Below are 22690 nucleotides of genomic sequence, written 5' to 3' on the forward strand. Positions count from 1 at the left end.
CGCGCCGCCCATTTCGGATTCTTGACGCCGGCCGCTTCGAGCCATTGCAGCCAGTGCCCCATCGTCTCTTCATGCAGCAGAGGATAATGGCGAAGGTCTTCCGGTTTGCGGATCGGCTTTTTCGGATCGATGAGAAGCGGGCTGCAGACCGGATAGACGGTCGCCTCGAACAGCTTCTCGGCGATCACGTCGCTCCAGCCGCCCAGCCCGTAGCGAATGCCAAGATCGACATTCTGGCGCTCGAAATCGGTGACCTCGGCGGAGGGAAGAAGACGAAGCTCGATCTCGGGATGGGCGCGGTAGAAGCGGCCGAGCCGGAGCACCAGCCAGCGTGCCGCGAAACTCGGCTCGACCGAAACGGTGAGCGGCCCGCCTTCCTGGCCAAGTGCCTGCGCCCAACCATCGGCGATCTGATCGAAAGCCTGGGACAGGACCGGCAACAGCGCCCGCCCCGCATCGGTCAGCTCGACGGCGCGGCCCGTGCGGTGGAAGAGCGCGACACCCGCCTCTTCTTCCAGGGCCCGCACCTGATGGCTGACCGCCGCATGGGTGACATGGAGTTCATCGGCGGCGCGCGAGAAGCTGCCATGCCGGGCGGCGGCCTCGAAGGCCCGGAGCGCGTTCAGCGGTGGCAGTCGGCGGTGGCTCATAGTGTTAGATATTCTCACATCTGCTGTGAAAAGTCATCGTTTGATTAGCCCTCTCAAAAGCACCATCTTCCCTGCAACACGAACACATTGGTGAATAAAATGAACATCTCCAGCCTTTTTGCCCGCTCCTATGTCGACGCGATCAGCGTCGCCGCAGGGTCGCTCGCGGCGAAGGCGCCCGCCCGCCCGTCCACTCGTCAGCTTGAGCGTCGTCGCAGCGAGACGCTGCCGGCCGCCGTCGCGGCGAAGAAGATCGCGGTTTCCCGCGAGGCGCTCGACGCCCGCTGGTAAGCCCGCAACCGGTAAATCATCGCAAGGGGCGCGGGTTTCTGCGCCCCTTCTTCATTTCAAGAACGCCGTTAAGTCTCGCCTGCCCTCCGCGCCCCGGCTAAAGTCCCGTCCACCCATTTCATCCGTGACGAGGAGGCCAGAGCCATGAGCGGCGAAACCATCACCATCAAGGGACAAGACGGCGATTTTTCCGGCTATCTGGCAAAGCCCAAATCGGGCACCGGTCCCGGCATCGTCGTCATTCAGGAAATCTTCGGCGTCAACAAGGTCATGCGCGACCTGACCGACTGGCTCGCCGGCGAAGGCTATGTCGCGCTCTGCCCCGATCTCTTCTGGCGCATCGAGCCCGGCATCGACATCACCGACAAGACCGACGCCGAATGGAAGAGGGCCTTCGACCTTTTCGGCGCCTTCAATGTGGATCACGGCGTCGCCGATATCGCGGCGACCATCAGGACGCTGCGCCCGATGACGACCGGCAAGGTCGGCGCGGTCGGCTACTGCCTCGGCGGCCAGCTCGCCTATCTCACCGCCTGCAAGACCGACAGCGACGCCTCGGTCGGCTATTACGGCGTCAACATCCAGACACGCCTCGCCGACGCCGAATATCTGAAGAAGCCGCTGATGCTCCACATCGCCGGCAAGGACGAATTCGTCAATGCGGGCGCGCAGCAGGAGATCATCGACGATCTCCGCGACAACCCGCTCGTCACAATCCATCAATATGCCGAACAGAACCACGCCTTCGCCCGCGTCGGCGGCGCGCATTATGACAAGCAGGCGGCCGACGAGGCGAATGCCCGGACGCTGGCCTTCTTCAAGAAGAATCTCGGCTGAGACACATCCACTCCGTCATTGCGAGCGCAGCGAAGCAATCCAGAGCCGGAAAAGCAAAGAGCTGGATTGCTTCGTCGTGGAGCCTGTCCTTGGGCGCGCCGAAGGCGCGTCCCGAGGGCTCCTCGCAATGACGACCCGAGGCAGACATGACACTCAACCTCTATCTCGCTTTCGTGGCGGCGACGCTTCTGGTCTGCATCGTTCCCGGCCCGGTCGTCACCTATCTCGTCACGACGGGCATCCGTCAGGGGCCGCGCGATGCGCTGATCGGGCTCGCCGGATCGACCAGTGCCCTCTGCATTCACATGATGCTGGTCACGGCGGGCCTCGCCTCGCTTCTCGCCGCGCTCGGCACCTGGGCCGAGGTGCTGAAGCTCGTCGGCGCGGCCTATCTCGTCTGGCTCGGATTTTCCGCCTGGCGCGCACCGGTCGAAACGGATGACGGCATCGGCGTCTCCTCACCGCGCCTGCGTCCCTCCGTCCTTTATCGCCGTGGGCTTCTGATCTCGCTGACCAATCCGAAGACGCTGGCTTTCTATGCGGCCTTTTTCCCGCAATTCATTTCGCCGGAGCGGCCGGCGATGCCGCAACTGATCCTGCTTGCGGTCAGCTTCATCCTGTTGAGCGCGCTGTCCGACGGCACCTATGCGGTGGCCGCAGGTCGGCTCGCCCCGTATCTCAAGAGCCCGCGCGCGCAGAAAATCCGCAACAGGACGACCGGCGCCGTTCTCGCGGCCGCAGGGCTCAGTCTCGCGCTTGCCCGGCGCTGAAGGAGTTATCGACATGAAGACCAGAGCCATTCGCATCCACAAGACCGGCGGTCCCGAGGTTCTGCAATTCGAGGAGATCGATCTTCCCGATCCGGGCGCCGGCGAGATCCGCGTCCGCAACAAGGCGATCGGCCTCAACTTCATCGAGACCTATTTCCGCTCCGGCCTCTATCCGGTGAAACTCCCCTTCACGCTCGGCAGCGAAGCCGCCGGTGTCGTCGACGCGGTGGGCGATGGCGTGACCAACGTAAAACCGGGCCAGCGCGTCGCCTATAATAGCGGCGGCGCCTATGCCGAGCTGACCAATGTTCCGGCGGCGCGCGCGCTTCCCCTTCCGGACGGCGTCAGCGACGAAGCGGCCGCCTCTCTTCTGCTGAAAGGTGCCACCGCCGAATATCTGTTGCGGCGGACCTTCCGCGTCGAGAAAGGCCAGACCATCCTCTGGCATGCGGCGGCCGGCGGCGTCGGTCTCATCGCGACGCAATGGGCGAAACATCTGGGCTGCACCGTCATCGGCACGGTGGGCTCGGACGACAAGGTCGCGATCGCCAAGGCCCATGGCTGCGACCACGTCATCAATTACCGGACCGAGAATGTCGTCGAGCGCGTGAAGGAAATCACCGGCGGGAAGAAAGTCCCCGTCGTCTATGACGGCGTCGGCAAGGATACGTTCCTCACCTCGCTCGACTGCCTCGCGCCCCGCGGACTTCTCGTTTCCTTCGGCAATGCGTCGGGGCCCGTCACCGGCGTCGATCTCGGCATCCTCGCGCAGAAGGGGTCGCTCTATGTCACCCGGCCGACGCTCGCGACCTATGCCGCCTCGCCGAAAGACTATGCCGAAATCGGCGCCGAGGTTTTCGACGTCGTTGCGAAAGGCGCGGTCAGGATCGAGATCGGCCAGCGCTACAAACTCGCCGACGCCGCGCAAGCGCATCGCGACCTCGAAGCAAGGAAAACGACGGGCGCGACTGTGCTGCTGCCCTAGTCTTCCGGCACGCCGAAGCCGATGTCGAGGAAGGCCGACTGGCGTAGCGTCAGCGTCCGGTCGAAAACGACGTCGACATTCCATTCGGCGATTTTCATCGCCGGAACGATAGTCCCGATGATGCGGTTTTTTCCGTCATCGCCCGGTGCGATCGGCAGCGTCAGGAATTCGCAAGGATAGATCCGGCCCGCCCGGTCGGGGATGTCGCGGATCATCACCAAGCCGCAGGGCCGTGCGTGCAGGAGGCGCATCCTCGCCTGATCCGTCGCCCGCTCGGCGGGATCGAAGGGATTGAAGACGTCATAGCCGGTGAGGTCGATGCCGCCGGCTTCCACCAGCGCGCTGCCATAGATGCGGAAGACGAGGCGCTCCTCATCCTCCCAGCTCAGATAACGCAGATAGGGAAGAAGCTCGACCAGCGCGCGCGGATCGACATCTTCGGCCGAAGGCATGGGACGGTCGCCACGGGCGGCCAGCCACCAGGCGTAGAATTCGCGGCCGACATTCGAAAATCGGATCTCGCCCGCGCCCTGAGGCGCCGCCGGCGCACTCTCGGGCAAACGCGCCTTCACTCTTTCGATGTTCGACCACTGCAGCAGCGGATGCGCCCATACACGTCGCTCTTCACCGGCGCTGCCGTTGGTCATGCCGTCCACCCGCCCATTTCCGGCCCGCATCCATCCTGGATCAAAGCGGGCGTCCCGTTTCAATCATAGTCACAGAAGATGCCGGCCGACAATGTGCGAGCGGCCGGGCGACCGTGAACGTCAGGGAAAATAGCAGGCTGAAAAAATAACGGGCGCCGCATTTCGTGATGCGGCGCCCGAATCCGTTGTAGCGCCGACGGATCAGGTATTCATCGAGTCGAAGAATTCGCTGTTGTTCTTGGTCTGCTTGAGCTTGTCGAGCAGGAACTCGATCGCGTCGACCGTGCCCATCGGATTGAGGATGCGCCTGAGCACATACATCTTCGACAGCGTGCCCTTCTCGACCAGCAGCTCTTCCTTGCGGGTGCCCGACTTGATGATGTCGATGGCCGGAAAGACGCGCTTGTCGGCGATCTTGCGGTCGAGAATGATTTCCGAGTTACCGGTGCCCTTGAACTCTTCGAAGATGACTTCGTCCATGCGCGAGCCGGTGTCGATGAGCGCGGTCGCGATGATGGTGAGCGAGCCCCCCTCCTCGATGTTGCGCGCCGCGCCGAAGAAGCGCTTGGGCCGCTGCAACGCATTGGCATCGACACCGCCCGTCAGCACCTTGCCCGAGGAAGGAACGACGGTGTTGTAGGCGCGGCCGAGACGCGTGATCGAGTCGAGCAGGATGACGACGTCGCGGCCATGTTCGACAAGGCGCTTGGCCTTCTCGATCACCATTTCGGCCACCTGAACGTGGCGTTGCGCCGGTTCGTCGAAGGTCGAGGAAATGACCTCGCCCTTCACCGAGCGCTGCATGTCGGTGACTTCTTCCGGCCGCTCGTCGATCAGCAGCACGATCAGATAGCATTCGGGATGATTGGTCGTGATCGAATGGGCGATGTTCTGAAGGAGCACCGTCTTGCCGGTCCGCGGCGGCGCAACGATCAGCCCGCGCTGGCCCTTGCCGAGCGGCGCGACGATGTCGATGACGCGCGAGGAACGATCCTTCAGCGTCGGATCGTCGACTTCCATCTCGAGCTTTTCGTCGGGATAGAGCGGCGTCAGATTGTCGAAGTGAACCTTGTGGCGCGCCTTGTCCGGGCTTTCGAAATTGACGGTCGAGACCTTGAGAAGCGCGAAATAGCGCTCGCCGTCCTTGGGGCTGCGGATTTCGCCTTCGACCGTATCGCCGGTCCTGAGCGAGAAGCGCCGGATCTGCGAGGGCGAGACATAGATGTCGTCGGGACCCGGCAGGTAATTGGCTTCCGGCGAACGCAGGAAACCGAAGCCGTCGGGCAGCACTTCGACGACGCCTTCGCCGATGATGTCGATGCCCTGTTCGGCATATTGCTTCAGGATCGCGAACATCATGTCCTGCGTCCGGAGCGTCGAGGCGTTCTCGACCTCGAGCTCTTCGGCGAGTTTCAGGAGTTCGGTCGGCCCTTTGGCCTTGAGGTCCTGCAGTTTGATCTGCGGCATTGGGTATGGATGCTTTCTTGGGAGAACCCGGTCGCGATATCCGGTCGAGTATCTGCTGAACGCGGGGGAAGGGGATAAATGAGGGAACGTGGAGTTTGGAAGCCGGGAAACTTTAGAAGTTTGGGGAGGCCCTTAGCCTTCCCTGCCACAACGCGCTCTCGGCGCGTCCGGTTTCGTCGTACCGCTCCGTCGTCTTTCGGCCCTTGTGTCAGGCTCTCACGGGTAGCGCATTCGACGTCAGGAAGACTGCCGGAAGAACTCCGGCGTTAAAACTCATATAAGCCCGGAAGCCCCGAATTTCAAATGGTTTTGTGTGGTGGCCCCTGGCCGCCTAAACCGCCTCGTCTAGAAAGGCCGGACAATCACCAGAATGACGATGAAGACGACGAGGACCGGCGGCGCCTCGTTGACGATCCGGTAGAAGCGTGCCGGTCTGTGGTTCCGGTCGGCCTCGAAATCCCGCCGCCACCTCGAGAAAAACCCGTGCAGCCCGGCCATGACCAGAACGAGCGTGAGCTTTGCGTGCATCCAGGGTTCCGCGAGCAGCGCCGGATTGGCCCAGAGCATCAACCCTCCAAAGAGGAACGTCGCCCCCATGGCCGGGTTGATGATCCCCCTCAGCAACCGACGTTCCATCACCTTGAAAGTTTCCGACTTGTCGGAGCCGGCCGCCGCCTCCGCGTGATAGACGAAGAGCCGCGGCAGATAGGCCATGCCAGCCATCCAGAAGATCACCGAAATGACGTGGAGCGCCTTGAGCCAGGGATAGGCCGCCGCCAGGGTTTCGCTCATCTCGCCTCCTCGCCGCAGGGCCGCCCGGCCGCTTCCTCGGGGCAAAGCACCCCGCCCGTCTCGCGGACCGCACGCACCAGATTTGCCAGGCCTGCGATGAAACGGGGCTCGGTCCCGAGCGCCGGCACGCGGACATAGCGCGGCACGCCCGCCTCGGCGGCCAACTTTCCATATTCCATGTCAAGTTCGACCAGCGTTTCGGAATGCTCCGAGACGAAGGCGATCGGGACGACGACGAGGCTTTTGCCCTCACGCCCCGCGCGCTCGATCTCCTTGTCCGTCGCCGGCCCGATCCATTCGAGCGGCCCGACCCGGCTCTGATAGCAGGTGATCCAGTCGAGACCCGTCAGCCCGAGCTTGGCGACCCCAAGTTTGGCAACCACCGCGGCGCAAGTCGCCTCGACCTGGGCTTGATAAGGATCGCCACCCTCGACGATCTTTTTCGGCAGGCCATGCGCGGAGAAAAGCACACGCACGGATTCGCCCGGGGCGAACTTCGTCAGCGCCTCCCCAAGCAGACCCGCATGCGCAGCGATGAACCCCTCCTCGACCGGGTAGCAGCAGATGGTTCGGATCGGCAGCGAAAGCCCGGCGACCTTCGCCGCCCTGTCCCAATCCTTGAGGGAGGATTTCGTCGTCGTTGTCGAATATTGGGGATAAAGTGGCAAAAGGACGACTTCATCCGCCCCCCATGCCTTCACCGCCTGTGCCGCCTCATCCGCGAAAGGGCGCCAGTAGCGCATGGCGAGGAAACATTTCACCTCGTCAGCTTGATCGGACAGCGCCATCTCCAATGCCCGTCCCTGGGCTTCGGTCAGGGGCACGATCGGCGAGCCCCCACCGATCTGCGCATAGATCTCTTTCGCTAATGGCGCACGACGACGTGAAACGATCTTTGCGATCAGCCACCGAAGAGGCTGCGGTACCCGGATGATCGCCGGGTCGCTGAAGAGATTGAACAGGAAAGGCTCGACCGCATCCGGTCTGTCCGGTCCGCCGAGATTGAAAAGCACGACGGCGAGCTTCTTCTTCTTGCCGCTCATCATTTTGCGGCCCGTATGAATTCGACCAGCTCCGCGACGTGATCGGGCGGCGTCTGCGGGACGATGCCATGGCCGAGATTGAAGATGAAGGGACCGTGAGACAGCGCCTTCAGGATACGCGTCGCAGCCTCCCGCATCTCTGCACCTCCCGCGACCAGCAACAGCGGATCGAGATTGCCCTGCAAACAGGCAAGCGTCTGGAGGTTGTCGCGGGCCCAAGCCGGCGACATGCCCGTGTCGAGACTGACGCCTGAAATTTCCGTCGACCTGACATAGTCGATGGCAAGGGCGCCGGCGCCACGCGGAAAACCGATCACCGGCAGACCTGGAAACTTCGCGCGAAGGCCATGGATTATTTTCTTTGTCGGCGCGATCGAATAGGTCCGGAACTGGGCCTCGGGCAGCGAGCCCGCCCAGGTATCGAAGATCTGCACGATTTCGGCACCTGCTTCGACCTGTGCCGTCAGGTGCAGGATCGTCGCCTCGGTCAGAATATCGATCAGTTTCTGAAAGGCTTCCGGTGCACGGTAAGCCCAGAGTTTCGCTGCCGCCTGATCGGAGGAGGTTCGCCCGCCTACCATATAGGTCGCCACGGTCCAGGGAGCCCCTGCAAAGCCGATCAAGGCGGTTTCAGCGGGGAGGCTGGCCTTGAGCCGCCGCACCGTCTCATAGACCGGCTGAAGCCTTTCCAGGACGCTACCTGTGTCGAGCTCGTCCAACTGTTCGAGCCGCGTGATCGGATCGAGCACCGGGCCCTCGCCTTCCCGGAAGGAAACCGTCTGACCAAGTGCGTCGGGAATGACGAGAATGTCCGAAAAGAGGATCGCCGCGTCGAAGCCGTAACGCCTGATCGGCTGCAACGTCACTTCTTCCGCAAGGTCCGGATTGTAGCAAAGGTCGAGGAAACTTCCGGCCTCGGCCCGCGTTTTTTTGTACTCGGGAAGATAGCGTCCGGCTTGGCGCATCAACCAGATCGGCGTCTGGTCGACAGACATACCCTTGAGCGCACGAATCAGGCGCTTGGTCTCGGCTCCGGTCTCGTGACTCACAGGGATCGCTCTCTTCAATAAAGCTTAGAGTCTAGGTTGGGGTAGTGAAGGATAGCTGTGGATGTCGGGGATCAAAAGCTCCGGCGACTTGTCATGCGAGCTATCCACAAGACCGCATTCTCTCCGGCGCTCACTTTCCATCCCCATTATTCCGTCCGCATCTGTGCGCGGATTTTCAGATCGCTGCGACTATCCATCTTACGCAGCGAGTTGGCTTGTGGATCGTAAACCATCGCGCCTTGTGAACAACGGGGACAGAAAGTCGCGTCCGGCCCTTCTTCATTCATCCCCATGATGCGCGCTCGGCAGGGACTTTTCATCCAGCGGCGCATGACATCGGGGAGCGATCGGCCGAAGCGGGGTGGAATTTTCAGCCCCTGCCGCGAAGCGCTGAGTTACGCCCGTTAAACACAGCTATCCACAGGCTCGACCGCATATTCGTTGCAAACCCTCTTGCCGCAAAAACTCTGGCACCGCAAGAGGCACCCCGATAACTTGACCGCGGCCGGGTAGCTTTTCGCCCGTGCAACAACCGGCGGATTCCATGGCCTCGCGGCGTGTCTTTCATCTTCATCTGGTTTCCGACGCGACCGGCGAGACGCTGAACGCGGTCGCACGCGCGGCCTGCGCCCAATATGAAGACGCCCATCCGATCGAGCACGTCTATGCGCTGGTGCGGGGCCCGAAACAGCTCGAGCGCGTGCTCGCCGAGATCGAGGCCGCGCCCGGCATCGTCATGTTCACGATGGTGAACGACGAGTTGCGCCAGCGTCTTGAAGCACGCTGCGCCGAGTTGCAGACGCCCTGCATCTCGGTTCTCGATCCGGTCATGGTCGCGCTTGGCACCTATCTGGGCCGCGAATCGTCCCACAAGCCGGGTTTGCAGCACACGATGAACGCCGAATATTTCGGCCGCATCGAGGCGCTCAACTACACGATGGCGCATGACGACGGACAATCCGCTGGCGATCTCAACCTGGCCGACATCATCTTGGTCGGCGTCAGCCGCACATCGAAGACGCCGACCTGCATCTATCTCGCCAATCGTGGCATCAAGGCGGCGAACATACCGGTCGTGCCGAGCGTCGCGCTGCCGCCCGATCTCGAAACCGCGAGCCATCCCCTGATCGTCGGCCTGACGACGAGCCCGGATCGTTTGATCCAGATCCGCAAGAACCGGCTTCTGTCGCTCCGCGAAGACACCGACACGAGCTATGTCGACCGCGACGCTGTCGCCGAGGAGGTCGCTTTCGCTCGCCGTCTCTGCGCGCGCCATGGCTGGCCCGTCATCGACGTCACCCGGCGCTCGATAGAAGAAACGGCGGCGGCCGTTCTAAACCTCTACAATGAGCGGCAGAAAGAAGTCGGTTGAGACGCGTCATGTCCAAACTCATCCTCGCATCCGGCAGCAAGGTGCGCGCGACGCTGCTCGCTGGGGCCGGCCTCGATTTCTCGGTACGCGATTCCGGCGTCGATGAGGACGCCGTAAAGCGTCTCTTTCGTGGCCCCGTCGATGAGGCCGGCACCGATGCGCTGGCACTCGAACTTGCTATGGCGAAAGCCGCTGCCGTGAGCCATGGAGAACACGATGCTTTCGTCATCGGCGCCGACCAAATTCTCTCCTGCGAAGATATGCGCTTCGACAAGCCGCGCGACATGGACGAGGCGCGGGCCAATCTTCTCAAATTCCGCGGACGTACCCATATTCTCCACAGCGGTGTCGTGCTGGCGAGAGCAGGCATGGTGCTCTGGTCCTTTTCCGATCGGGCGCGGCTCACCATGCGCGATTTCTCGGACGGCTTCCTCGACACCTATCTCGCCAGGCTGGGCGAGAAGGTGAAGACGAGCGTCGGCTGCTACCAGCTTGAAGGGCCCGGCATCCAGCTTTTCGAGAAGATCGAAGGCGATTATTTCACCATCCTCGGCCTGCCGCTTCTGCCGCTGCTCGCCGAGCTTCGCCGCCAGGGAGTGGCGCTCGCATGATCCGCAAGGTCTGTGTCATCGGCTGGCCGATCACCCATTCGCGCTCGCCCCTGATCCACAATTTCTGGATCAGGAAATACGGTGTCGAGAACGCCGTCTATGAACGCCTCGCCGTCCCGCCGGAGGATTTCGTCGCGACGCTGCGCGATCTTTCGACCTGGGGTTTCATCGGCGCCAACATCACCGTCCCGCACAAGGAAACGGCTTTCGCGGCTTTGCAATTCCACGATGATGTGGCGGCCCGCCTCAAGGCGGTCAATACCGTAGTGACGACGCCGCGCGGGTTGGAAGGCCGCAACACCGATGGCTACGGTTTCATCGCCAATCTGCGCGAGCGCGCGCCGTCATGGCGGTCGTCGCGCGGTCCCGCGGTCCTGATTGGCGCCGGCGGCGCGGCACGCGCCATCGCCGCCGCGCTCGAAAGCGAAGGCGTTCCAGAGCTGCGCATCGTCAACCGGACTCACGCCCGCGCCGAGGCCCTCGCCGCCGATCTCAGGCTCCGCCATGCACGTATCGTCGATTGGCAGGAGGCGCACACCGCGCTCAGCGGCGCGAACCTTCTCGTCAACACGACGACCCTCGGGATGAAAGGCGCGGGCGAGGTCGAGTTGCCGCTCGAAGCGCTGCCATCGACGGCGCTCGTCACCGATATCGTCTATACACCGCTCGAAACGTCGTTGTTGCGCCGCGCGCGCGCGCGCGGGCTTGCAACTGTCGACGGTCTCGGCATGCTGCTTCATCAGGCGGTACCGGGCTTCGAGGCCTGGTTCGGCATACGTCCGCAGGTGACGGCCGAACTGCGCGCACTGGTCCTGGCCGATATGGGCATCGTCGAAAACTGACAGGCGGATCGGAGGGAGAGGACATGCTGCTTATCGGTCTCACCGGCTCGATCGGCATGGGAAAATCCGAGACCGCGAAAATGTTCGCGCAGCTCGGCGTGCCTGTCTATGACGCGGACGCTGCCGTTCACGCGCTCTATGCCAAAGGCGGCGCGGCGGTCGAACCGCTGCGCAAGGCCTTTCCGTCCTGCATTATCGATAATGCCGTCGACCGCGCCGAGTTGTCGCGCTGCGTCCTCGGCCTGCCGCACGAGATGAAGAAGCTCGAGGCGATCGTCCATCCGCTCGTCGGCCAGGCGCAGATCGCGTTTCTGAAAAAGGCCGCCGCGGAAGGCCATCATATGGTCGTACTCGACATTCCGTTGCTCTATGAAACCGGTGGCGAGACCCGCGTCGATGTCGTCGTCGTGGTGAGCGCGCCCTATCACATTCAGGAGCAACGCGTTCTCGCGCGCCCCGGCATGGACGCGGCGAAATTCGCGGCGATCCACGCCAAGCAGGTTCACGACGACGAGAAGCGCCGCCGCGCCGACTTCATCGTCGAGACCGACAAGGGCCTCGATCACGCTTTTGCCGTGGTCGAGAAAATCGTCGAGGCGCTGAAAACCCGCGAGGGCAAGGTGCTGAAGGAACGGCTGCCCGGCCTCTAGGACGAGGGATTCCCCGGCTCGCCCATTTCTGCTAGACAATTTCCATGCGCCAGATCGTTCTCGACACCGAAACCACCGGCCTTTCGCCCGACGAGGGCCACAGGCTGGTCGAACTCGGCTGCCTCGAAGTCTTCAATCATGTGCCGACCGGGAATTTCTTCCACCGCTACATCGATCCCGAGCGCGACATGCCGGAAGGCGCCTTCCGTGTTCATGGCCTGTCGGCGGAGTTTCTGAGCGACAAGCCGAAATTCGCCGAGATCGTCGATGAGTTCCTCGCCTTCATCGGCGACGATCAACTCGTCATCCACAATGCCTCTTTCGACATGACTTTCCTCAATGCCGAGTTGAAGCGCGCGGGCCGCGCGCCGCTCGTCTTCGAGCGCGCCATCGACACGCTCGGCATTGCGAGGAAGCGTTTCCCCGGCGCGCAGAACAGCCTCGACGCGCTCTGCCGGCGTTTCAACATCGACAATTCCGGCCGCGTGAAGCACGGCGCGCTGCTCGACGCGGAACTGCTCGCCGAGGTCTATCTGGAAATGATGGGCGGGCGTCAGCCGGGCCTGGTGCTCGATGCAACCGCCGCCGCCGCGGCGTCGACGACGATTGTCGTCCGCGAACGCCGCCTGCGGCCCGCGCCCCTTCCCTCGCGCCTGAGCGAGGAAGAGCGCGCCGCCCATGCGGCCTTCGTCGACACCCTCGGTGCCGAGGCGCTCTGGGTTACGCTCGCCGGCTGACGGAAAATCCTATCAATTCAGCTGGCCGTTGCCTTCGCTGCGGCGCTGTTGATAGAGCGCGACGAAATCGATCGGGTCGATCATCAGCGGCGGGAAGCCGCCGTCGCGGGTCACGTCGGCAATGATGCGCCGCGCGAAGGGGAAGATCTGGCGCGGGCATTCGATGAGCAGGACCGGCTCGAGCTGTTCGGCCGGAATATTGGCAAGGCGGAAAAGCCCGCAATATTGCAGCTCGACGAGGAACATCGCTTCTTCCGCCGCTTTCGCCTCGACGCCGACGGCGAGCGTGATCTCGAAATCTTCCTGGGAGAGGCGCTGCACGTTGACATCGACGCGCACCGCGATCTGCGGCGGCTGCGCGAGGGCCCCGAGCGTGCGCGGCGCGTTCGGGTTCTCGAAGGAGAGGTCGCGGATATACTGCGTCAGCACGCGAAGCTGCGGAGCCGCCTCTTCTGAAATCTGCGGATCCTGAGCATTTTCGTCGGACATGATGCCTCGCTGCGCGACCGGAATTTGGAGCCCGCTGGCTAACACGGAACGTTGCGCGCCACAAGGCGGAGCCGGTCCGGAAGCATCTCTTCTCAGGTATTCCGCCCGTCGCCGAGCCAGGGCGAGCGGCCGCCCTTCGGTCCGCCGTCCGCCGGGGGCGTCTCCGGATCGATGACCTCCGCCTCGCCGTCGATGATAGGGCCGGCACCTCTTGCATGCGGCCCGTTGCGATGCGGTCCGCCTGCCGGCCGGGCCGACGAGGGCGGCTTGTCCATCCCGAAGACCTGCATCTGCCCGTGTGCCATCGCCCAGCGTGCCACCATCCCGCCGAGCCGGCGACGCAGCACCGGCACGAGGAGCAGAAGGCCGATGGCGTCGGTGAGCAGGCCCGGCGTCACCATCAGCAGCGCCGCGAAGATCAGCATGAAGCCGTCCAGCACCTCGGCGACCGGCATCTCGCCGCGATTGAGCGATGCCTGCGCCTTGGCGAGTGTGCCGAGGCCCTGCCGGCGCAGCAGCCATGTCCCGCCGAGCGCGACCGCGACGACGAGCCCGATGGTCGGCAAAGGCCCGATCAGCCCGCCGACCTCGACGAAGATCGCGATCTCGACAAGTGGTACGGCGATAAGTGCGAGCAGGACGAGGATTGGCAAGAAACCTCCATCGGATGGATCGTTCGCGACAGGCCGCATTCATGGAACGGGCTTCGCCGGTTTTCGGCTCCATAGGTGGTAAAACCGGGCCGGTTGGCCTACCTTATAGCGAAACCTGCTTGCGATGCCTGTGCGGGGGGCATCATTCGCCGGAAAGACCGTCCGGACCGACAAGATATCGTATCTGTGAAAGGTGGCCCTCGATGGGCGAGAGTTCGCTCCTTATCAATCTGATCCTGCTCGCGGTTGCGGTGGGTGTGTTTTTGAAACTCAGAAGCGTGCTTGGCCGGCGCACCGGCCATGAGCGCCCGCCCTACGATCCCTATGCCGCGCCGGAGAAGACCGCCGCCGGCAACGATAAGGTGGTTTCCCTGCCGAAACGCGGCGCGCCTGCCGAGGCCGATGCGAGCGGTATCGACCCCTATCCGCAGCGCGAGCCCTATGTCGCGAAGGACCGTTGGGCCGGCATCGCTCCCCAAGGTTCGCCGCTCGCCCAGACCCTGACCGAGATCGCGTTGGCGGATCGCCGCTTCGACGCCGAAGCCTTTCTCTCCGGTGCGCGGATCGCTTATGAAATGATCGTCACGGCCTTCGCCAAGGGCGATCGCCAGGCGCTCCGGCCGCTCCTCGACGAGCATGTCTATCGCAGCTTCGAAAGCGTCATCGACGGCCGCGAGGCCCGTGGCGAAGAAGTCGAGCAGAACTTCATCGGCATCACCAAGGCCGTGCTGTCGGAGGCTGCGCTCGAAGCCAAGCACGCCCGTCTGACCGTCGCCTTCACCAGCGAGCTGACCTCCTGCGTCAAGAACCGAGACGGCGTCGTCATCGAGGGCGATCCGGTCACGGTGCGCCAGGTCAACGACGTCTGGACCTTCGAGCGCGATCTCAAGATCGCCGACCCGAACTGGCGTCTCGTCGCAACCGGCGCTGGCGATTGAGCCCAGGCCTTTGAACTTGGGCCGAAGAAGCGGCGGACGGGATTTTCAGCGCGGGAAGTCGGAGGGGGCATGAAATACGGGATTGCGGCGCTGGCCGGCCTCGCCCTGCTGGCCGTCTCGGCTTGCGGCAGCGGGGAGGCCTCGATGACGGAAGGCCAGATGATGGAAGGCCCGGCCCAAACGGCATCCGGTTTCCTGACCTTCGCCGATCTCGACGGCTGGGCGGACGACGATCAGGCGGCGGCGCTGGCGGCTTTCCGGCGTTCCTGCGCGCGCATTCTCGCGCTGGAAAAAACCGAGCCGCTCGACCCGAAGGCGACGGACGCCGCCCTCTATGGAACGGCGGGCGACTGGCACGCCGCCTGTTCGGCAGCCGCCCATGTCGGACCCGGCAAGGGGGCCGCGCGCCGGTATTTCGAAACCTGGTTTGCGCCCGTCCGGTTCGCCGACGGAGCCGATGAGCGACCGCTCTTCACCGGATATTTCGAGCCTGTCATGAAGGGCAGTCTCGGTCGTCACGGGCCGTACCAGACGCCGATCCTCTCGCTTCCGCCGGCCTATGCCGCCGCCCGCGCCGCCGGCCGCGCGTTGCCGACCCGATCCGAGATTGAAACCGCGCTGGCCGATGGAACCCTCGATGCGGACCGTCTGGCGCTGGTATGGCTGGCCGATCCGGTCGACGCTTTCTTTCTTCATGTGCAGGGCTCCGGCCGCGTCCAGCTCGAGAATGGCAGCCTGTTACGCCTCGCCTTCTCGGCCAAGAACAACCGGCCCTATACCTCGATCGGCAAGCTCCTGATCGAACGCGGCGCCATCCCGCGCGACGAGGTCTCGATGCAGACGATCCGCGCCTGGCTCGAGGCGCATCCGGACGAGGTCAAACCGCTACTAAGCCGGAACGACAGCTACATCTTCTTCAAGCGGCTCGACGGCGTCGGCCCCGAGGTCGGTCCGCCGGGCGCCGAGCAGGTCAGCCTGACGCCGGGCCGCAGTCTGGCTGTGGACAGGAGCTTTCATCCGCTGGGCGCGCTGCTCTGGCTCGACAGTCGCTATCCGGATCCGGACGCCGGCCTGCAGCCGCTTCGCCGGCTGATGGTCGCGCAGGATACCGGTACCGCCATTCGCGGAGAACAACGGGGCGACGTCTTCTGGGGCGCGAGTCCCGAAGCGGCCGAGATCGCCGGCCGCATGAAAGAGCCTGGCGAGTTGATCGCCATCCTGCCGAAGCCTCTGGCCTCGGCGGCGCTGGCCGCGCGCTGAGCGCCCTGACGAGGACGTACCATGGCGGATGATCCCGATGGAAAACCCGTCCGCCGCCGTCGTCTCCGGGTCCTGAGCGAGGAAGAGCAAAAGCTCTGGCGGGCCGTGGTGAAGGATGCAAAGCCTCTTTCCGGCAGACGCATCGTTTCCGCGCCGAGCTGGCCGGAGGAATCGGATGTCCTTCCGGCACCATTGCTTGTTCCGAAACCGAAACAAACCACTCTAAGTCATTCCGTTACCGTAACGATGAAGCCGGCTAAGCCTCCGGTGCCTCCTCCCCTCAATGGTCTGGACCGCCGCACCAGCCAGCGGCTTTCCCGTGGTCAGGTGGAGGCCGAAGCCAGGCTCGACCTGCATGGTCATGGTCGCGAGGAAGCCCGTGTCAGCCTGCTTCGTTTCGTGGCCGGCTGCCGCGCCGACGGACTGCGTTGCGTTTTGGTAATCACGGGCAAGGGAGAAAGCCCCTTCAGCCGCCATACCCTGCACAGCACGCGCTACCACGAAGCCGCTGAACATTCAGGCATTTTGCGTTCGGCCCTACCGGTATGGCTCGAGGAACCAGCCTTCCGCGCCGAGGTGGCAAGTTTCCAGCCGGCCCATCCCCGGCATGGCGGCGGGGGTGCCTTCTATCTCTGGCTTCGGAAAAGGAAATGACGCCCTTTGGTCAGAAACTCAGGGAGTTGCGAGGCGCCCGCGGCATCGCCCTGAAGGACATGGCTGCGGCGCTGCGGGTGACGCCAGCCTATCTCTCGGCACTCGAACATGGTCGGCGCGGCCGGCCGAGCTGGCGCCTCGTTCAGGCGATCATCGGCTATTTCAACGTAATCTGGGACGAGGCCGAAGAAATCGAGCGTCTTGCCCGTCTTTCCCATCCCCGCATCGTCATCGATACCGCCGGACTGACACCGAAGGCGACCGAGTTCGCCAATCTTCTCTCGGAACGCATCGCATTTCTCTCCGCCTCCGAAATAGATAGGCTGATCGAGGCGATCCCGCCCAATCCGCGCCGGGCTCCGCCCAAAGCCAATTGAATCGCCCATAGAAGACATTTCTGCCCCACCGTCTTCGCATCGAGCGAAGAGCCGGAATATGGCACTTACAGAGTGAAACCACCCGCAGGCTAGTAGCGATAATCCGGTCCTTATGACATTCGCTCGACGCGAAACTACAGAATGAACTTCGACAGGTCGGCATTCTTGGAAAGATCGCCGATATGCTCATGCACATAGGCGGCGTCGATCGTTACCGTCTGCCCGCCCCGGTCGGTGGCACCGAATGAAATCTCGTCGAGGACGCGTTCCATCACCGTGTGGAGCCGCCGCGCGCCGATATTCTCGACCGAGGCATTGACCTCGGCGGCGATGGTCGCAATCGCCCCGATACCGTCCTCGGTGAAGTCGAGCGTCACGGATTCCGTTCCCATCAGCGCCACATATTGCTTGATGAGGCTTGCTTCCGGCTCTGTGAGGATGCGAACGAAATCGTCCCGCGTCAGAGCCTGCAGCTCGACGCGGATCGGGAGGCGCCCCTGAAGCTCCGGCAACAGATCCGAAGGCTTGGCGATATGGAAGGCGCCCGAGGCGATGAAGAGGATGTGGTCGGTCTTCACCGCCCCGTGCTTGGTCGAGACAGTGGTGCCCTCGATCAGCGGCAACAGGTCGCGCTGTACGCCTTCGCGGCTGACATCGGCGCCCTGCCGTTCGGAGCGGGCACAGATCTTGTCGACCTCGTCCAGAAATACGATGCCATCCTGCTCGACGGAGCGGATCGCTTCCTGCGTAAGCTGGTCCTGATCGAGGAGCTTGTCGGATTCCTCCGCGATCAGCACCTCGTAGGAGTCCTTGACGCTCATCTTGCGCGTCTTTGTCCGCCCGCCGAAGGCTTTCCCCATGATGTCGCCGAGATTGATCATGCCGACCTGGCTCCCCGGCATGCCTGGAATGTCGAAGCTCGGCATGCCGCCGCCCTGATCGGCGACCTCGACCTCGATCTCCTTCTCGTCGAGTTCCCCGGTCCGAAGCCTTTTGCGAAAGCTCTCCCGCGTCGCCTCGCCGGAGCCCTTGCCGACCAGTGCGTCGAGAACGCGGTTCTCGGCCGCCAGATGGGCCTTGGCCTGCACATCCTTGCGTTTCTTCTCGCGGACCATCGCGATGCCGATCTCGACAAGGTCGCGGATGATCTGCTCGACGTCGCGGCCGACATAGCCCACCTCGGTGAATTTCGTCGCCTCGATCTTGATGAAGGGCGCTTCGGCGAGCCTGGCGAGGCGGCGCGAGATTTCGGTCTTTCCGACGCCGGTCGGCCCGATCATCAGGATGTTCTTCGGCAGCACTTCCTCGCGCAGATCTTCCGGCAATTGCTGGCGCCGCCAGCGGTTCCTGAGTGCGATGGCGACGGCACGCTTGGCGTCCTTCTGACCGACGATATAGCGGTCGAGTTCGGATACGATTTCACGCGGGGAAAAACTGGTCATACGGGAACATGCTCCGGCGCGGCGCTTCAGACGGCGTCGAGGATTTCGACAGTCAGATTGTTGTTGGTGTAGACGCAGATTTCCGAGGCGATCTTCAGCGCCTTGCGTGCGATCTCCTCGGCCGTCAGGTCGGTGTCGGCGAGGGCCCTGGCGGCGGCGAGCGCGTAATTGCCGCCCGAGCCGATGCCGACGATGCCGCCTTCGGGTTCCAGCACGTCGCCATTGCCGGTGAGCACGAGGCTCGCCTGTGCGTCGGCGACGATCATCAGCGCTTCGAGACGGCGCAGAAAGCGGTCGGTCCGCCAGTCCTTGGCAAGCTCGACGCAGGCCCGCGTCAATTGCCCGGGATATTGTTCGAGCTTGCCTTCCAGCCGCTCGAAGAGGGTCATGGCGTCGGCGGTCGCGCCGGCAAAACCGGCGATCACCTTGCCGGCGCCCAATGGCCGGACTTTCCGTGCATTGCCCTTCATGATCGTGTCGCCCATCGAGACCTGTCCGTCGCCGGCGACCACCACCTTGCCGCCCTTGCGTACGGTCAGGATCGTGGTGCCGTGCCATGGCGCGTAGGGCGAGGAATGGGGTTCGGTCATGAGGAGGTCCGCGAGATGAGAGGGCCGGGCGCTCCGTCCGCCGGGAAGCCGCGGAGCCGCCCCAGATGTGGAGATTTTGGCGCCCCGGGTCAAGCGACCCCGCCCGGCCCGCCGCCGACGCGAACCGGCTCGATGGCACGAAGCCCGTCGCCGTTACGGCCCGATCCGTTTTCGGCCGAGTCTCGCGCGGCGCTGCGACGGTCTGCAGAGGTCAACAGCTTGTACCCTGCCTGCCTTCATCGCCTATCCATTTCAGCTCTTGCCCCGTCATTACAATAAATTGGTGAGCTTGGCGAAGAACCCACTTATAGTTATTGAAGTATCACGTGAGCATTACTTAAGAGGACTGGTTAACGTCTTCTAAGCTTTTGTTTTGCAAGTTTAATCACACAATGCCCGGCCGGAGCGCCGGCTTTGCGCTGGCTCAGCCGCCGCGCGACTGGTAATTAAGGCGGCCGCACCATGCGGGGCACCGGGCCCCGGAGGCTTCGGCGGGAACCGGGCGATAAAGCCATGATGGACGAGAGCGAAGGCCGCGTGGCCACGATCGAGCGCAAGACGAAGGAAACGGAAATCTTCGTCTCCCTCGATCTCGACGGCTCGGGCGAATATGACGTCGATACCGGCATCGGCTTTCTCGACCACATGCTTGAGCAGCTCTCGCGCCATTCGCTGATCGACCTCAAGGTCCGCGCGGTCGGCGACCTGCACATCGACTTTCACCACACGACCGAAGACAGCGGCATCGTCATCGGCGAGGCCGTTCGCCAGGCGCTGGGTGACTTCAAGGGCATCCGTCGCTATGCAACGGCCATCATCCCGATGGACGAAACCTGCACACGCGTCTCCATCGACGTTTCGCAGCGCCCCTACCTGATCTGGAAGGTGAATTTCACGAAGCCCAAGCTCGGCGAGATGGATACCGAGCTCTTCAAGGAGTGGTTCCAGGCCTTCGCCCAGAATGCCGGCATCACGCTGCACATTGAGAACATGTACGGCGAGAATAATCACCACATCGTGGAATCCTGCTTCAAGGGCCTCGCCCGCGCGCTTCGCGAAGCGATCGAGATCGATCCCCGCGCGGCGAACCGCATTCCCTCGACCAAGGGCAAGCTCGGCAGCTGAGCCCCCGTCATCTGTCATCTGCGATCTGATTTTTTTGCGGGGCTGACCGGCCCGCGGGGATGCTTTGCCTACGTGATAACCTTTGATAACTGTGCCAAAACGGCCGCTATTTGGCGGCACGAAGTCATCCCATGTAATGACGCAATGAGTGCCAATACTGATTGCGGCCGAGTTGAGTGATTGCTACAAGGAATCCGGGAAAAACGGGGCAAATTCTTTGGGGGCGGTCATGACGTTGCGTCGGGTGGGCGTGCGTGCGCGCGTGCGGGGACGGGGTTTTCAGGGCGCAGGGCTTCGGCCACTTCTTCTCTCGACGACGGCGATCGCGGCGCTGATGCTCGCACAGACGGCTGCACATGCTGATGGCGGCACGGGCGGGACTGCCAGTGAATCGATGGCGGCTGGCTCCGGCGGCGCGGGGGGAACCGGGTCGACCGGAGACGCGGGAAGTGCGGGCGGAGACGGTACGTTCTATGGCGCCGGCGGCGGCGGCGGCGGTGCCGCGGGCGGGGGCGCCGGCGGTCAGGGTGGCGCCGGCAGTGCGGGAACGAATGCTGCCGGCGGCACCTCAGGCTCGCCCGACGGGGCCAATGGCGCCGACGCGATAATTGTTTACGACACGCCTGTTGGTGGCTCCGGTGGCGGCGGCGGTTATGGCGGCGCGCATGGCACGATTGCGGGAAGCATTGCCAATACGACCTCGATCGGCGGCGATATCGGTGGCAACGGTGGCAATGGCGGCGCGGGCGGCAATACGGCCGGCGGCGGCGGTGGCGGCGGCGGCGCCGGCGGCTATGGCGCGGTCGTCACGGGTGCCGGCCCTTCGAGCAATAGCGCCGGCGGCTCCATCTCCGGCGGTGACGGCGGCAATGGCGGTATCGGCGGAACAAGCCGATCGTATGGCGGTGACGGCGGCGATGGCGGCGATGGTGGCATCGGCGTCGCGCTGACGGGAACCGGCGCGATCTTCACAAACTCCGCTACCGTTGCCGGCGGTGCTGGCGGCAATGGCGGCAATGGCGGCACGAGTACAGTGACCGGCGGCGGCAATGGTGGCGACGGCGGTGCGGGCGGCGCCGGCATATCGGCGGCGGATGCCACGATCGACAATTCCGGCACCATCATCGGCGGCAATGGCGGCAATTTGGGCGCAGCCGGTACAGGCGGATATATTGTGTCCCCGGTTGATGGCGTCGACGGCGCGGGCGGCGCGGGCATCGTCGGTTCCGACCTCACCATCATCAATAGCGGCACGATCAGCGGCGGTCTCGGCGGCGATGGCGTGACGCGCGCGAATGCCATCACCTTCACCGGCGGCGACAACAAGATCACCTTCGGCAACGCGACCTCGGGCCTCACCGGCAATGTCGATGTCACCGGCACGCTGACCTTCGACCAGTCGGCGAACGACGTGACCGTCGGCAACACGATCACCGGCACCGGCTCGGTCGCGAAGACCGGCACCGCGACGGTCACGCTTTCCGGCACCAATACCTATTCGGGCGGCACGACGGTGAGCGGCGGTACGCTCGCGATCACCAATGCGAATGCGCTCGGCAGCGGCAATGTCGCCTTCGAGAACGGCACGACGCTCACTCTCGACGGCACGGGCATCGACCTTGCGAACGACGTGACGGTCGCCGGCGATCCGACAATCTTCGTCGACACCGGCAATGCCGACACGATCTCGGGCACGATTGCCGACGGCGCGACGGCGGGCGACCTTGTGAAGACCGGCGGCGGCACCCTTACCCTCTCGGGCGCCAACACCTATTCGGGCGGGACCACGATCAGCGAAGGTACGCTCCAGGCGACGAACAACAGTTCGGTTGGCACCGGCAAGGTGACGCTCGACGGCGGCACGTTCCAGGCCGGTGCGGCGACGCTCACCTTCACCAACGATTTCGCCGTCAACACGACAGGCGGCACTATCGACACGAATGGCGGCAACACGGTCACTCTGGGCGGCGTCTCCGACGGCGACGGCGTGGGTGGCACGCTCACCATTCTCAACAGCGGCTCGGACACCGGCGTCGTCAAGATCGGCGCGGCCAGCGACTATTCGGGCGCGACGATCGTCGGCGACGGCACGGGCAAGGTCGCTCTCGAAGCCGAAGGCGCTGCGGACGTGTTGAGCGCCAACTCCGCGGTTGCCGTCAAAGCCAACTCCTATCTGAACACGGGCGGCTTCGACCAGACGATCGGGTCGCTCGCCGGCGCCGGCACGGTGCAGGGCGCGGGTAGCGTCGCCCAGACATTGACGACCGGCGGCGACGATAGTTCGACGACGTTTTCGGGCGTCATCGAAAATGGCGGCGGCACCCTCGCGCTGACCAAGGAAGGCACCGGCACCTTCACCCTCTCGGGCACCAACACCTATTCGGGCGGCACGACGGTGAGCGGCGGCACGCTGGCGATC

Annotated in this window: 25 protein-coding genes; 15 read left to right on the top strand and 10 right to left on the bottom strand. The window is 63.8% G+C overall.

All coding sequences use genetic code 11. From position 1 onward, the window contains the following. On the bottom strand, positions 1-650 hold a 650-nt coding region (locus VMR03_RS02425; protein ID WP_325401921.1), incomplete at its 3' end, for a LysR family transcriptional regulator. Between the two features lie 99 nt (positions 651-749). Between VMR03_RS02425 and VMR03_RS02430 the strand changes: the two genes are divergently transcribed. From VMR03_RS02430 to VMR03_RS02445, 4 genes are all read left to right on the top strand, one after another. After that, positions 750-941, top strand: coding sequence for a hypothetical protein (locus VMR03_RS02430; protein ID WP_325401923.1), 192 nt, complete (start codon positions 750-752; stop codon positions 939-941). A gap of 144 nt (positions 942-1085) precedes the next feature. Continuing rightward, entirely contained in the window at positions 1086-1778 is a 693-nt protein-coding gene (locus VMR03_RS02435) for a dienelactone hydrolase family protein (protein ID WP_325401925.1), read from the top strand. Between the two features lie 146 nt (positions 1779-1924). Then, entirely contained in the window at positions 1925-2548 is a 624-nt protein-coding gene (locus tag VMR03_RS02440; protein ID WP_325401927.1) for a LysE family translocator, read from the top strand. Positions 2549-2561: 13 nt separating this feature from the next. After that, positions 2562-3533: a quinone oxidoreductase gene (locus tag VMR03_RS02445; protein WP_325401929.1), complete on the top strand. Its 972-nt coding sequence runs from the start codon at positions 2562-2564 to the stop codon at positions 3531-3533. Here VMR03_RS02445 and VMR03_RS02450 read toward each other — a convergent pair. From VMR03_RS02450 to hemE, 5 genes are all read right to left on the bottom strand, one after another. Further along, entirely contained in the window at positions 3530-4180 is a 651-nt protein-coding gene (locus VMR03_RS02450) for a PAS domain-containing protein (protein ID WP_325401931.1), read from the bottom strand. The two genes, VMR03_RS02445 and VMR03_RS02450, sit on opposite strands and share 4 nt — an antisense overlap. A 201-nt stretch (positions 4181-4381) precedes the next feature. After that, positions 4382-5647, bottom strand: a complete 1266-nt coding sequence (gene rho / locus VMR03_RS02455; RefSeq protein ID WP_325401933.1) for a transcription termination factor Rho — start codon at positions 5645-5647, stop codon at positions 4382-4384. Between the two features lie 345 nt (positions 5648-5992). Continuing rightward, positions 5993-6439: a protoporphyrinogen oxidase HemJ gene (gene hemJ / locus VMR03_RS02460; protein ID WP_325401935.1), complete on the bottom strand. Its 447-nt coding sequence runs from the start codon at positions 6437-6439 to the stop codon at positions 5993-5995. Then, positions 6436-7485 carry a ferrochelatase gene (hemH, locus tag VMR03_RS02465; protein ID WP_325401937.1) on the bottom strand — a complete coding sequence of 350 codons (1050 nt, stop codon included), beginning with the start codon at positions 7483-7485 and terminating at the stop codon, positions 6436-6438. The genes hemJ and hemH overlap by 4 nt, the downstream gene beginning before the upstream one ends. Further along, the gene (gene hemE / locus VMR03_RS02470; RefSeq protein ID WP_325401939.1) at positions 7482-8531 is read right to left on the bottom strand and encodes a uroporphyrinogen decarboxylase; all 1050 of its coding nucleotides are present in this window, start codon (positions 8529-8531) and stop codon (positions 7482-7484) included. Before hemE ends, hemH begins: the two co-directional genes overlap by 4 nt. A gap of 544 nt (positions 8532-9075) precedes the next feature. Between hemE and VMR03_RS02475 the strand changes: the two genes are divergently transcribed. From VMR03_RS02475 to dnaQ, 5 genes are read left to right on the top strand one after another with little or no spacing between them, the layout of a single operon-like run. Then, entirely contained in the window at positions 9076-9903 is an 828-nt protein-coding gene (locus VMR03_RS02475; RefSeq protein WP_325401941.1) for a pyruvate, water dikinase regulatory protein, read from the top strand. Positions 9904-9911: 8 nt separating this feature from the next. Next, positions 9912-10514, top strand: a complete 603-nt coding sequence (locus VMR03_RS02480; protein ID WP_325401943.1) for a Maf family protein — start codon at positions 9912-9914, stop codon at positions 10512-10514. Continuing rightward, positions 10511-11356 carry a shikimate dehydrogenase gene (locus tag VMR03_RS02485; RefSeq protein ID WP_325401945.1) on the top strand — a complete coding sequence of 282 codons (846 nt, stop codon included), beginning with the start codon at positions 10511-10513 and terminating at the stop codon, positions 11354-11356. Before VMR03_RS02480 ends, VMR03_RS02485 begins: the two co-directional genes overlap by 4 nt. Before the next feature lie 23 nt (positions 11357-11379). Next, on the top strand, positions 11380-12006 hold the full coding sequence (coaE, locus tag VMR03_RS02490; protein WP_325401947.1) for a dephospho-CoA kinase: 627 nt from the start codon (positions 11380-11382) through the stop codon (positions 12004-12006). 44 nt (positions 12007-12050) lie between these two features. Next, positions 12051-12743 carry a DNA polymerase III subunit epsilon gene (gene dnaQ, locus VMR03_RS02495; protein ID WP_325401949.1) on the top strand — a complete coding sequence of 231 codons (693 nt, stop codon included), beginning with the start codon at positions 12051-12053 and terminating at the stop codon, positions 12741-12743. A 12-nt stretch (positions 12744-12755) separates the two neighbouring features. Here dnaQ and secB read toward each other — a convergent pair whose 3' ends face one another. Continuing rightward, positions 12756-13232, bottom strand: a complete 477-nt coding sequence (gene secB, locus VMR03_RS02500; protein ID WP_325401951.1) for a protein-export chaperone SecB — start codon at positions 13230-13232, stop codon at positions 12756-12758. 92 nt (positions 13233-13324) lie between these two features. After that, complete coding sequence (locus tag VMR03_RS02505; protein ID WP_325401953.1) at positions 13325-13885, bottom strand: FxsA family protein; 561 nt, start codon at positions 13883-13885, stop codon at positions 13325-13327. A gap of 203 nt (positions 13886-14088) precedes the next feature. Between VMR03_RS02505 and VMR03_RS02510 the strand changes: the two genes are divergently transcribed. From VMR03_RS02510 to VMR03_RS02525, 4 genes are all read left to right on the top strand, one after another. Further along, positions 14089-14823, top strand: a complete 735-nt coding sequence (locus tag VMR03_RS02510) for a Tim44/TimA family putative adaptor protein (protein ID WP_325401955.1) — start codon at positions 14089-14091, stop codon at positions 14821-14823. A 69-nt stretch (positions 14824-14892) separates the two neighbouring features. Next, complete coding sequence (locus tag VMR03_RS02515) at positions 14893-16083, top strand: murein transglycosylase A (protein WP_325401957.1); 1191 nt, start codon at positions 14893-14895, stop codon at positions 16081-16083. Between the two features lie 21 nt (positions 16084-16104). After that, positions 16105-16737 carry a Smr/MutS family protein gene (locus VMR03_RS02520; protein WP_325401959.1) on the top strand — a complete coding sequence of 211 codons (633 nt, stop codon included), beginning with the start codon at positions 16105-16107 and terminating at the stop codon, positions 16735-16737. Then, positions 16734-17114: a helix-turn-helix transcriptional regulator gene (locus VMR03_RS02525; RefSeq protein WP_325401961.1), complete on the top strand. Its 381-nt coding sequence runs from the start codon at positions 16734-16736 to the stop codon at positions 17112-17114. Before VMR03_RS02520 ends, VMR03_RS02525 begins: the two co-directional genes overlap by 4 nt. 134 nt (positions 17115-17248) lie before the next feature. Here VMR03_RS02525 and hslU read toward each other — a convergent pair whose 3' ends face one another. Both hslU and hslV read right to left on the bottom strand, forming a co-directional pair. Further along, positions 17249-18556, bottom strand: a complete 1308-nt coding sequence (gene hslU / locus VMR03_RS02530) for an ATP-dependent protease ATPase subunit HslU (protein WP_325401963.1) — start codon at positions 18554-18556, stop codon at positions 17249-17251. 26 nt (positions 18557-18582) lie between these two features. After that, on the bottom strand, positions 18583-19146 hold the full coding sequence (gene hslV / locus VMR03_RS02535) for an ATP-dependent protease subunit HslV (protein WP_325401965.1): 564 nt from the start codon (positions 19144-19146) through the stop codon (positions 18583-18585). Between the two features lie 513 nt (positions 19147-19659). Between hslV and hisB the strand changes: the two genes are divergently transcribed. Beyond that, positions 19660-20271 carry an imidazoleglycerol-phosphate dehydratase HisB gene (hisB, locus tag VMR03_RS02540; protein WP_325401967.1) on the top strand — a complete coding sequence of 204 codons (612 nt, stop codon included), beginning with the start codon at positions 19660-19662 and terminating at the stop codon, positions 20269-20271. A 229-nt stretch (positions 20272-20500) separates the two neighbouring features. After that, the coding region (locus VMR03_RS02545; RefSeq protein ID WP_325401969.1) for a beta strand repeat-containing protein at positions 20501-22690 on the top strand (2190 nt) is incomplete at its 3' end.

It is taken from the genome of Parvibaculum sp. (assembly GCF_035511255.1).
Classification (GTDB): Bacteria; Pseudomonadota; Alphaproteobacteria; order Parvibaculales; family Parvibaculaceae; genus Parvibaculum.